The following is an 11,806-nucleotide window of genomic DNA, read 5'->3' on the forward strand; positions in this document are numbered from 1 at the left end:
GTATCCAAATGGATTCGCTTAATTGATGCTAAGCCAGGGAATGATCGCTCACCACTACCGAATAAACCTGCATTTATTGCCTTATCTTGCTCTGCACCATTAGATCCTACTCCTACTGACATGTTAAAGGTTCAAATTACTTTACCCCACTCAAAAGCAGAAATTGGCTTGAAATGGCAAGTATCAGAAATATCTGCTTTAGCAGAATTACTCAAGGCACTTGCAACATGATCCGCATTGATGAAATCTGGCTTTCTACCCAACCTCTGGATATGCGAGCAGGGATGGATACTGTCATGGCTCAGGTGGTGAGAGCCTTTGGCTACATCAAACCGCATTGTGCTTACCTGTTCTGTAATAAACGTGGCCATCGCATGAAAGTACTGGTACATGATGGATTGGGCATCTGGCTGTGTGCCCGGCGGTTGGAACAGGGCAAATTTCACTGGGCTCAAGTTCACCAAGGTGAAACCGTGGCCCTCAGCCCGGAACAGTTACAGGCACTGATCCAGGGTTTGCCCTGGCAGCGCATTGGACGACAGCAGGTGGTGACGATGCTTTAAACCAGGCTGTTCCATTCTGCTATTCTCCAAACGTTCTATTTCATTCTTCTCATGACCTCAGGCATACTGCGGTCATGAATACGCTGCCTGACTTAAGCCAACTGACCCATGAACAACTGCTGGAATTTACCAGACAGTTGGCGCTGCAGCATCAGTCTCTAGCACAATCAAACCAGCAATTAGATGCCAAAGTTCAGCATCTTTCCATTCTCAATCAAAAATACGAGCATGAACTGGCGCTGTTTAAACAGCACAAATTCGGCAGTAAAAACGAACATCTCACTGCAAAACAAATCCACCTATGGGATGAAGCGGTTGAAGAAGATATTGCTGCTGTTGATCTGGAATTAGAACGATTAAATGCAGATAAAACCGATGCAGCGACACAGAAAGCCAAAACCAATAAACCTAAACGTCGACTGCTACCCGATCATCTACACACCATCCGTATTGAGCATGAACCTGCATCAACCCAATGCAGTTGTGGCTGCCAGTTACGTCGTATCGGCGAAGATATCAGTGAAAAACTGCATTTCAGACCGGCACAGTTCTATAAGGAACAGCATGTGCGTGGCAAATGGGTCTGTGATCAGTGTGACACCCTGACTCAGCAAGCGATGCCTGCCTATGTGATTGATAAAGGCATTGCTTCACCTGAACTGCTCAGCCATGTGCTGGTATCGAAGTATGCCGATCATTTACCGCTGTACCGTCAACGTCTGATCTATCAGCGGGCGGGAATCGAGCTTTCTAGATCAACGTTATCTGACTGGATAGGTCGCTGCGGTGTAGAACTGGAACCTCTGGCCAATGCCTTAAAAGAGGTGGTACTACAACAGCAGGTGCTGCATGCAGATGAAACACCGGTCACCATCATGCGGATGGGTGAGAATGATAAAAAACCGAAGAAAGGTTATGTCTGGGCCTATGCCACTACACAGTACAATCCAGTTCAGGCGGTGATCTATGACTTTCAGGATAGTCGTTCAGGCCAGCATGCTGCAGAGTTCTTGAAAGGCTGGCAGGGTTATCTAGTCTGTGATGATTACAGTGGTTATAAAGCACGCTTTAAATCAGGCCAGGTCATTGAGGTGGGCTGCATGGCCCATGCACGTCGTAAATTCCATGAACTGCATGTAACTGGGAAAAGTCAGGTCGCTGAACAGGCATTGGTGCTGATTCAGAAACTGTATGCGATAGAAGCAGAGCTCAGGAAAAAGACCGATGGTACAGCGGAAGACCGCCGCGAATACCGACAACAGCATAGTCAACCAGTGATGCAACAACTGTATGAATGGCTCAACCAACATCATCTGACGGTGCCATCGAGTTCTCCCACCGCCAAGGCGATCAATTACACTCTGAAGCGTTGGCCAGCCTTAAGCCGCTATTTGGATGATGGCAATCTACCGATTTGCAATAATTGGGTAGAGAATCAAATGCGACCTTGGGCCTTAGGGCGCAAGAACTGGCTGTTTGCTGGCTCGCTGCGCAGCGGCCAGCGAGCGGCGAATATCATGACTTTAATCCAGTCAGCAAAGCTGAATGGCTTGGATCCGTATGCCTATTTAAGTGATGTGCTGAAAAGGCTGCCGACGCATAAAGCGACCCAAATAGAAGAATTACTGCCACATCGCTGGAAATCCAACTCAAATTAAAAAAATAGGCATGGGGTTCAGCGGACGCTTACGACAGTTCTACAAAAAATACTAAGTGTATGACAAGTGGGTTGAGACTAAGGTGACATTCAGGTTAGAAAATTGATGCTGACGCAAGTGATTAATAAAAGGTATAGCCAGTCCTGAGCTACTGAGCCATATATTAGTTGATAAGTATGTTGATTATTGCCCCCCTCTCTCATCAGTAGCTGATTTATCAGCGGGCTGGGGTCAATCACTTTTAAAGACTGGTTCAGTCGGTGTAGGGCAGTTCCAACCATTATTGGATACTTAATAAAAAACCAGCAAGTGCTGGTTTTTTTATTTTCAGTTTCATCAGTATTTTGGAAGGTATGGAAAAGTTGTCGCTATCACCCGCACTTAAGTGTTGATATAGGTCTTAATAAGAAAATAAGCCCTTTTCTAAGGGGAATTCGATACCAATTGATACACCGCCATCGTTACCGTGTACATCAGAGTCACCCACCCACCCATTCAGTTTAAGTGGAATATCTGGGCGTAGATAATGTGTCCAGGTTAGATCTAGCGCTTTTAATTCATCCTGCGCTGGAAAAGCTAAATTAGTAATGCCTCTATCAGGTCGATTAGCTGCTTGATCAAATTTCGCAAATAGGATGCGTGTATTAACACGATTGAGATGATCCAAACGAATATCGCCACCTACAGACAGCATTTGACCATCACCACCTATGGCATGCGCCAAGGGATAACCATGCTGGTAAAAACCATCGGTATATACACTATGATTATAGGAAATGCCCTGTACCTTGCCATTGGTACGAGTGTCTGCCCATTCGGTATACAGTTGGAAAGGCATATTGTTATAACTTGATGAATAATCGACTCCAGCCAAATACATTTTTTTGGCCGGCAAGCCGCCAGCTTCATCTTCACCGACATATTGCGCATAGATACCCATCGGGACTTGCACCAGTGGTTGTAAGTTTAACCGTGCATCAAAACCGGCAATTTGATTTGATGGATCAGGTTCACCTGTACCACCATTGTCTTTATTGCCAACAAAAGCATCCCAAAGTGAGCTCAGGCTTTCAGGTCGACCTTCACCACCCCATTGCATAGCACGCGATGCACCCAGTTCTAAATAAGGCAAGGGTTGTGCAGTGACACGTAAACCAATCAGTTTGGCATCAGGCACAGCATCATAATCCTGCAACTGCCCTGCAAAAGCTTGATATTGCCAAGGCCCAATCCAGGCCAACCATTTGTTTACAAAAGCATTCTGTTCGGCACGCTGCATCGTCACGCCATAGACAGGGCGGCTAGCATCACCACGAATTAAACTGCCATCATGTGCAGGACCCCAGTGGGTCGGGATCTGTCCAGCAATCAGCCATTGATTCCATAATTTTCCAGCGATATATGAGCCTTCAAGATTCAAATCTTGATCATTGTCAATCTGTAGATCTTTTTCTGCATTCACACGAATTCTGGCATCCCAGTTCTCGTTACCCGCATTTAGCTCGATACCTGCCTGATATTGCGCTTTTTGCTGATCGCCAAAGGCTTGAGGAATATTTTTTTGATCAGTTTCTGCAAATAAGGATGCTTTGAGCGACTGGTTATTGGCATTCAAATGTGCTAATACAGTATCAATGACTTTTTGCTGAATATTATTGTTGATTTTAGCTTGGGCAAGAGCACGTTGAATTTCATCACCACTGATGGGCCAAGTGGAAGTACTGATTTGAATCACACCCTGCTGATTGAGCCAGTTTAAATCGGTACGTAAGTTTTGGTCATTTAAAACGATGCCTTGTGCAAAGGCGAGGGAAGAACTTAATGCCAAGGTAGCGAGCAGTGTTTTGGATAACATTCTTGTATATTCTCAGGACTTTTAAACTATAACCACGATAGGTTTTTTAGTTGATTTTTTCAACAACAATCATTTGCAATAAATGTAAGGAAGGATAATTTCACACCCTGCTCAGACAGAGTGTGAAATTTGAGTTTAGAATAGATTAGTCATTATCTTTATGTGCAGTATAGGCATAGGCATAATTATAACCATAACTACCCGCTGCACCTTTTTGTACATCATTGAGAATGACGCCATTAACTTTTACATTGGCCTGTTCAAAACGATTCACCGTAATTTCAAGTTCTTTAATTTGCGTTTTTCCATGACGGGCAACCAGTAAATTGACCCCTGCATATTGCGCAATAATAATACCATCGGTCACAGCAAGGACTGGTGGGGTATCAATTAAAATGTGATCAAAATGAGCAGATGCCTGATCCAGGAAAGCCTTGAATTTATCGGTACTTAACAGTTCAGACGGATTGACTGGACTCTTGCCGCGAGTAACAAAGAACAGGTTTTCTACAGTAGAATTTTGGACAATATCTTCATAGCTATTTTGAAGATTTAACAGTTCTGCTAAGCCAGGGCTTAGCTCTGCATTGAAATATTTATGCAAATAACCACGACGCATATCACCATCAATGACGAGTACCCGTTTCCCACCTTGCGCTAAAATAGTAGCCAGATTAATGATAATAAAAGATTTACCGATTTCAGGGGCAGGGCCCGCAAGTGCAATCACATTATTGGTGGCATTGGTGAGGGCAAAATGAATTGCGGTACGCATACTACGCAGGCTTTCAATCGCAATCTCTCCGCTGTCTTTAACCGCAAGAATTGGGATATTCTTTTTCTTCTTCAGAAGTTTGGTGCGACTTTCTTGAATAAGAGAACGTGGCACAGTTGCATAAACGGGTAGATCTAACTCATTTTCGATCTGAACTGCATCTTTAATACCACTGCGCAACATATTACGTAATAAGGCTAATACTAGGCCAATAAAAGTGCCTATAAATAACGCGATAACTATAGCCCTCATTTTTTGAGGACTGATAGGTGCAAGTGGCTCGACTGCTGTATCTATGATACGTACATTACCAATTTCACCTGCTTCGACAATACGCAGTTGTTGGTAAGAATTTAAAAGAGCTGTATATAATTGCTGTTTGACTTCAACTTCGCGAAATAATTGTAAATACTGACGCTGTAATTCAGGTAAGCGTTTTAAAGTAGCATTTAATTCTTCAATTTTTTTATTAATAGCAATCAGTTGAGCATTCATTTGTTTCATAGCTGGATGCTCAGATGTGTACTTTGCTGAGGTCTCTGCTATTTGTTGTTCAAGTGTCGCTTTCGTTGTTTCTAGCCCAATACTTTGTGAAATATAAAGATTAGATTCTTGAGTTATATCAACAGTATCATATTGCTCACGGAATTGGTTAAATTTACGTTCGGCAATATCAAGCTGCTGCTTAAGTTCAGGTAATTGGTCTTCTAGAAATTTTAATGTTTGTGCTGTTTCTGCTGAATTTCTTTGAATGTTTTGCTGGCCATAGGTAACTAGAATAGCGTTTAGTACTTGGGTAATATGCTCTTTATTAGTTCCTTGATAGTTTAAACTAATAATGCCAGCTCCTTTACCTTTTTCAGAAATTTGCAAGTGATTAAGAATATTGGACACAGCGGTAGGTAAATTTTGTTTGCGAATATTATAAGTTGAATTAAAACGATCTTGACTAAAAACTCCTACCCTCCATAGACCATGTTCAGATTGAAATTGACTGATTTGATTAAGGGGGGCTGACAATATTTCCAGCTTTGTAGATGTATCAGTAAGGGTATATCTACCTTGTTCAAAATTTAATGAAAGATTTTTATTTAAAAAGTTAGTTGGGATACTAAATTCTCGGATTTCAAAGCTTTTTTGATTGTCATGAAAAATAATCGATTTTTCTGAATACTGGGTTGTATATGTATTTGTTTTAAGTAAACGATTCCAAAATGAATTCTCTGTTCCAGAAATTTCTATATCAAGATTTAGGTGATTAATCACATTTCCCAAAACTAAACGTGATTTTAGAATTTCAATTTCTGCTTGGGCAGGAGACATTTGGTCAATTGTAGAAGATAAATTTCCTGATAAAACTGCTGAAGCTCCTTTGTTATCTTCAACTTGGATTAGTGCATCAACATTGTAAATATAAGGTGTAACTCTTAAATAGAGTAGTACACAAATCATACTTAAAATGATACATGAGGTGATCAGTTTCCATTGAGCAATTAAAGAGAAAAGTAGTTCCTTTAAATCAATGCTATCTTCGGTGTTGGCGGTTTTTCTCATAATTTAAATATCAAAAAAGTGAAAATATTAAAAAACTTAAATATAGTTTTTCCAATCAGTAATACAGTCCTGAATAAGTTGACAGGTATCGTCAAAGATGGTTTGATCACGCTGATAAGGGTCAGCCACATTTTTACCTTGCCAATGCCCCAGTCTGAATGTTTTACCTTTAGCAAAAGGCCAAGTCTCTTCAATATGCTTTTGTTGATTTTGACTCATAACTAAAACTAGATCAGCTTTTTTAATTAATTCTGTATTCAATTTTTTAGCTACATGTGAACTCATATCAATCCCGAAGCGCAGCATACAGAGACTAGCTTTTTCATCTGCTGTATGTCCAGTCAAACCTGAAATACCTGCTGATTCAATTTTTAATTGTGGATATTGTTGTTTTAAAAAGTACTCTGCCATAGGGCTACGACAAATATTACCAATACAAACTACTAAAATATTTTGAATACTCATATTAATTTCCAAAATTGTTAGCTGTATTAATAAGACCAGAAAATGGAATAATCTGATTAATCACACGTTGCCAACGTGCCAAACCAGCAGTATCGACATAGACAATATCATTACCACGCATTTTAAACTGATTAGCCAGACCGAAATCAGCAATACTTGTTAAGTCCATCTGATAGACTTCGGTGTGGACTGCATTAGGTTGACTACGCACTATATAAACTTTGCTACGACTAGCCGAAAGAGGGTTAAGCCCTAAGCTTTCACCCAAGACATCACTTAGGCTCATGCCTTGATCACGCATAGGAAGGGATTGGTTTTTCCCAGACTCACCCATCACGTAAACTTTCTGGTTTTCACGGTTATTCACATATAAAGTGTCATTTGGTTGAATAAGCAACTTATGTAGTGATAAGCCAGATTTTTCTAATTCTAATATATTTAAATGATAATTATGTCCCTGGCGAACTAATGTTATAGAGGTATTATCACCTTGTTGAGCATTCACGCCACCCGCCATACCTAAAGCAGCATATATACTAATAGGCTGATCACTTAGATAGAACTGGCCACTTTTAACACCATTGCCTTGTACTGAATAATGTTTTCCCTGGTAAGATAATACTCGTACAATGACATCAGGTGTTTTTAAATAACGCGATAGTTGGCTGCGTAATTCACGATTAATTTGGGCCAACGATTTCCCTGCAGCTTTATAGCGACCAACAATAGGGAATTGAATGTAACCACTTTGGTCAATTTGATAACCACTCTTAGGATTAGTGCCACTGTCAGAGATTTCAGGATATGCCCATAAATAAATAGATAAAATATCACCTGAACTTAAAGTGTATTGGGTCTTTGTAGTATTGAATAGGTGTGCATAGTCTTGTGAGGTATTGTGTACAGCGGGTTGTACTGCAAAAATAGAGTCTTGAGTGAGCTTAATAATATTAACTGAAGTACCTAGATCAGTTTGATATATTCCTTCACTAGGTAAGTCATAGGTTTGTAAGCCAGAGGTGACAGCGCACCCAGTCGTGGTAATGCTACATGCTAATAAGATAGCTAGTTGAAAGTGTCGCACGTGAGATTCCATTATAAATTTTTTAAAATCATTTTTAGACCAAATTCATTCTACCGAAGTTTATGGTTATATACATAGTAATTTGTAACTATGTTTCTAATTTTTAAATAGGGAGTAAGCGTCCGCTGAATCCCATGCCTATTTTTTAATTTTGGTCGGATTTCCAGCGGTGTGGCAGTAATTCTTCTATTTGGGTCACTTTATGCGTCGGCAGCCTTTTCAGCACATCACTTAAATAGGCATACGGATCCAGTCCATTCAGCTTTGCTGACTGGATTAAAGTCATGATATTGGCAGCTCGTTGGCCGCTGCGCAGCGAGCCAGCAAACAGCCAGTTCTTACGTCCCAACGCCCAGGGGCGCATCTGATTGTCGGGTAGTCAGACGCAGTTACCTACGTCCAACCCCCTAAGAACCGTGCATGCGAGTTTCCCAGCACACGGCTCAAGCCTCTGCTAAGGCGCCATTCGGCACCCGGTTATACATCGTTGACATTGGCAAACTGAACACTCCTCGGACAATACAGATGGTAAATCTCAAGATTAGCAACTGCATCCGTTCCACCATGACTTAGCTTCACAATATGACGGCTGTGCCATGGTGTATCTTTGGTGACTGGTTTAAGACAGGCGCAGCAGCGACCACCTTGTTTTAGCCACACCCGATACAGCTTGGCTCGCCCCTTTGCGGAGACCAGCATTCTTTTACCCCATCGGGATTCGAAGTACTCATCCCATGCGGGGTCATGAGGGTTAGCAGCAGCCTTGATCTTGATATGTCGCACAATTGGCGTGTCCGAGGCAGACACTAATGTGTATTGTCGCTTCCGACCATCGGCGGACTGTTCATCACATGAGAACACCCATCGACGCGCTCCTTGTACTTTGAAATACCGATCTTTGACCCATCGGAGTGTCTTGCGAGGGTGGCGACGTACAGCCCATCGCCAGAGCATTTCCCACACTGCGTTGTCTACCTGGTTGAAAACCTTCTTGGCAACGACATGACTATGATAGTTGGCCCAACCCCTTAGAATCGGGTTGAGCAAACCGATCAAAGTGGCCTGTCGTGTCGCTTTGTTTGCATTGATTAATGCTCGCAGCTTGTCAAGATGAGCACTGATGTTTGCCTTTGACGGCTTGATCAGTAGCTTGCCGTTGTACTTACGTACGTTCCAGCCAAGAAAATCGAACCCGTTCCCTATGTGCGTGATTTTGGTCTTTTCCTGAGAGAGCACGAGACCGCGCTGCGCCAGAAATTCAACCACGGCAGGACGAACTTCATTTTCGAGCCACTCTTTAGAATACCCCGTGATGATGAAATCATCCGCATACCGTACCAGTTGCAGCTTTTTGCCTGTCCATTTGGCGTTAGAGAACCTCTTCGCCAGCATCGTTTCCAGTCCGTCCAAGGTCATGTTGGCCAGCACCGGGGAGATAATACCTCCTTGCGGTGTTCCGGAAAGACTGGGAAACAGCTTGCTTTGGTAGACGTAACCGGCTTTGAGCCATTTCCGTAGAATCACCTTGTCCATTGGGAGGTTGGCGATCATCCAGTCATGGCTGATATTGTCGAAACAGCCTTGAATGTCACCCTCTAGCACCCACTCCGCACTTACTTTTCTTGACAGCACACCAAAGCACTGTGCTGCAGCATCCGCGGTTGAGCGTTGCGGTCTGAACCCATAAGAGTTCCGATCAGCGATGGTCTCCGCGATGGGTTCCAAAGCCAGCAGATGGAGCGCCTGCATGGCCCGGCATTTCATCGTGGGTATCCCGAGAGGTCTCATCTTGCCATTTTTCTTCGGAATAAGGACTCTCCGAAGCGGAAGGGGCGTGTAACCTCGCCTCTTCAACGACATCATCGCACCGGTCTTGGCCTTGAGTGTATTCCAAGTCACCTTGTCGACCCCAGCCGTGTTTTTGCCTTTGTTTTCAGACACTCGTTTGACGGCCAATGCTTTGCCACTAAACGAGTGAGTCAGCAGCCATTGCAAAGCTTTCGCCTTGTTATGCCTGCCGTCTTGTACCGCCTTCACAATACGCGCTTGCAGCCCTCTGACATGACGCTGTACAGCAATCCAATCGATGCTGTCCCACGATGTGCTGGAAGGTGCACACGCTGATACTGCTGCATTCATTTGCTCTCCCTCCATTAAAAGGGTTCTACACACTCTCTTGTGATGAGAGACCATAAGGACGTCAGCCCGCTTTCGCGTGGGGTAATGTTTCAACCTCTATCCAACCCATTACAGACTGGCATTCGCTTTTTCCTCGTTCCTTCGCCCGCATCACCATGGGCAGTTTTTGCAAACTGCTTTCCCAATGGGAGTAATACGGGATTTCCACGTTCCGCTTACTGAAGTACATCGGCTTAGGTGCCTGCTATCGACCGGGAGGCGTATGGGTCACGAATGCGTAATCGAAAGACGCAATTTCCACATCCATTACCGTTTTGGTTCGAGCGTATCAGCCATTTCCGCTCGTTCAACTTAACGATCGTTACGCAGATTCACATGTGTTCACCATACCGATTATCTAGCCCTTGTCCGGCTATGGCTGCCAGAAGGGTACGCCTCTCACGATTGATACCCCGCACCTTGCGGTGCCTCGTTACATTGTCGAAGGCGCTCTTTATTCAGCCTTCTAGATTCACCCGGTGACACGGGTGGTTCCCGTAGGGGGAACAACTTCATTAAGCGACTTCGTGTCGCACTTCAATCCAGTTATTATCTATAGGCAAATTGCCATCATCCAGATAGCGGCAGAGTGCCTGCCAACGTTTTAGGCTGTAATTGATCGCCTTGGCAGTTGGAGAACTCGATGGCACCGCCAGATAATGTTGGTTGAGCCATTCATACAGTTGTTGCATCACCGGTTGGCTATGCTGTTGCCGGTATTCGCGGCGATGTTCTGCTGTACCATCGGTCTTTTTCCTGAGTTCTGCTTCTATGGCATACAGTTTCTGAATCAGCACTAATGCCTGTTCAGCAATCTGACTTTTCCTGGTCACATGCAGTTCATGGAATTTACGACGTGCATGCGCCATGCAGCCACCGATGTGTCTGGCTGCAGGCAAAGCTCGACCAGGTGCTGTTTAAAATCAGTTGCGAAGATTCTGCCGCCATGCAGCCACCGATGTGTCTGGCTGCAGGCAAAGCTCGACCAGGTGCTGTTTAAAATCAGTTGCGAAGATTCTGCGGGTTCTTTCTGTCGTTTGTTCAGTGTCTATAAAAGTGTCTAAGGCCATAAACATAATGTCCATTTAATAAATAATGGACACTATCGGGATATTGAGAAAATAAGAAAAGTGGGGTTCAGCGGACGCTTACATTAATACCGCGATAGTGTCCACTAAATTTTAAGTGGACACCTATTTATGGATTTAAAGACAGTGATAGATAGCACACCAACGCTAAAAAAAGCCCCGTCGAACTTTCAGGGCTGAATTTAAAAATCAACTTATTCAGCAATGCCAGCAGCCAAATACATCAGTGGCAAAGGTCGTAATGCAACACCAAATCAATGCCAATCTGTTGCATAAATGGATTCGTCAGTCCAGATCAATACCCCCTGCATTAACAACCCCATCTAGTCCATAGACTGACTTTTTTTCCTGTCATGCTTCACCCGACTCCAGCCAAAAAAGATGCACCTTTGCCATCTGTGCCGGAGAAAAATGCTATTGCTCATTGATTTTCACAAAAAATATACGCTACAGCATTTCTTTACGCCAATCTCAACTTTTTAAGTCATTGAAATGAGAAGGACATAACCTCACTTTAATTTCGACCAAGAAAATAAAATTACAGTTATGTCCATTGAAGAATTTATCATCTTTGTCTATTTAATTA

Annotated in this window: 9 protein-coding genes and 3 pseudogenes; 5 read left to right on the plus strand and 7 right to left on the minus strand. The window is 43.2% G+C overall.

Annotated features, from left to right (window positions below):
• From FTT73_RS15070 to FTT73_RS15080, 3 genes and pseudogenes are all read left to right on the plus strand, one after another.
• A pseudogene (locus FTT73_RS15070) lies at positions 1 to 231 on the plus strand (IS66 family insertion sequence element accessory protein TnpB); the annotation flags it as partial.
• Positions 228 to 563, plus strand: a complete 336-nt coding sequence (gene tnpB / locus FTT73_RS15075; protein ID WP_000618087.1) for an IS66 family insertion sequence element accessory protein TnpB — start codon at positions 228 to 230, stop codon at positions 561 to 563. The pseudogene FTT73_RS15070 and the gene tnpB, both read left to right, overlap by 4 nt.
• A gap of 74 nt (positions 564 to 637) precedes the next feature.
• A complete protein-coding gene (locus FTT73_RS15080; protein ID WP_159516858.1) occupies positions 638 to 2,221 on the plus strand; it encodes an IS66 family transposase in 1,584 nt (527 codons plus the stop codon).
• Positions 2,222 to 2,621: 400 nt separating this feature from the next.
• Here the strand turns inward: FTT73_RS15080 and FTT73_RS15085 are convergent, their stop codons facing one another.
• The 7 genes and pseudogenes from FTT73_RS15085 to FTT73_RS15115 all read right to left on the minus strand — a co-directional run.
• On the minus strand, positions 2,622 to 4,076 hold the full coding sequence (locus tag FTT73_RS15085) for a capsule assembly Wzi family protein (protein WP_180191621.1): 1,455 nt from the start codon (positions 4,074 to 4,076) through the stop codon (positions 2,622 to 2,624).
• 145 nt (positions 4,077 to 4,221) lie between these two features.
• Positions 4,222 to 6,405 (minus strand): polysaccharide biosynthesis tyrosine autokinase, encoded by a 2,184-nt coding sequence (locus FTT73_RS15090; protein ID WP_180191622.1) that lies wholly within the window; start codon positions 6,403 to 6,405, stop codon positions 4,222 to 4,224.
• A gap of 36 nt (positions 6,406 to 6,441) precedes the next feature.
• On the minus strand, positions 6,442 to 6,870 hold the full coding sequence (locus FTT73_RS15095; RefSeq protein ID WP_180191623.1) for a low molecular weight protein-tyrosine-phosphatase: 429 nt from the start codon (positions 6,868 to 6,870) through the stop codon (positions 6,442 to 6,444).
• Between the two features lies 1 nt (position 6,871).
• Positions 6,872 to 7,954, minus strand: a complete 1,083-nt coding sequence (locus FTT73_RS15100) for a polysaccharide biosynthesis/export family protein (protein WP_180191624.1) — start codon at positions 7,952 to 7,954, stop codon at positions 6,872 to 6,874.
• Between the two features lie 145 nt (positions 7,955 to 8,099).
• A pseudogene (locus FTT73_RS15105) lies at positions 8,100 to 8,327 on the minus strand (transposase domain-containing protein); the annotation flags it as partial.
• Positions 8,328 to 8,431: 104 nt separating this feature from the next.
• A complete protein-coding gene (gene ltrA, locus FTT73_RS15110) occupies positions 8,432 to 10,093 on the minus strand; it encodes a group II intron reverse transcriptase/maturase (RefSeq protein WP_180191625.1) in 1,662 nt (553 codons plus the stop codon).
• A 575-nt stretch (positions 10,094 to 10,668) separates the two neighbouring features.
• A pseudogene (locus tag FTT73_RS15115) lies at positions 10,669 to 11,007 on the minus strand (transposase); the annotation flags it as partial.
• On the opposite strand from FTT73_RS15115, the gene FTT73_RS15120 reads away from it, so the two are divergent.
• Both FTT73_RS15120 and FTT73_RS16440 read left to right on the plus strand, forming a co-directional pair.
• Positions 10,989 to 11,132 (plus strand): hypothetical protein, encoded by a 144-nt coding sequence (locus tag FTT73_RS15120; RefSeq protein ID WP_180191620.1) that lies wholly within the window; start codon positions 10,989 to 10,991, stop codon positions 11,130 to 11,132. The pseudogene FTT73_RS15115 and the gene FTT73_RS15120 sit on opposite strands and share 19 nt — an antisense overlap.
• A gap of 284 nt (positions 11,133 to 11,416) precedes the next feature.
• A complete protein-coding gene (locus FTT73_RS16440; RefSeq protein ID WP_373686444.1) occupies positions 11,417 to 11,554 on the plus strand; it encodes a transposase in 138 nt (45 codons plus the stop codon).
• Positions 11,555 to 11,806: the final 252 nt, after the last annotated feature.

The organism is Acinetobacter sp. YH01006, from assembly GCF_013420445.1.
Classification (GTDB): Bacteria; Pseudomonadota; Gammaproteobacteria; order Pseudomonadales; family Moraxellaceae; genus Acinetobacter; species Acinetobacter pseudolwoffii.

Coding starts and splice junctions, on each gene's coding strand:
- tnpB (WP_000618087.1), top strand. CDS start 228: ATGATCCGCATTGATGAAATCTGGCTTTCTACCCAACCTCTGGATATG.
- FTT73_RS15080 (WP_159516858.1), top strand. CDS start 638: ATGAATACGCTGCCTGACTTAAGCCAACTGACCCATGAACAACTGCTG.
- FTT73_RS15085 (WP_180191621.1), bottom strand. CDS start 4,076: ATGTTATCCAAAACACTGCTCGCTACCTTGGCATTAAGTTCTTCCCTC.
- FTT73_RS15095 (WP_180191623.1), bottom strand. CDS start 6,870: ATGAGTATTCAAAATATTTTAGTAGTTTGTATTGGTAATATTTGTCGT.
- ltrA (WP_180191625.1), bottom strand. CDS start 10,093: ATGAATGCAGCAGTATCAGCGTGTGCACCTTCCAGCACATCGTGGGAC.
- FTT73_RS15090 (WP_180191622.1), bottom strand. CDS start 6,405: ATGAGAAAAACCGCCAACACCGAAGATAGCATTGATTTAAAGGAACTA.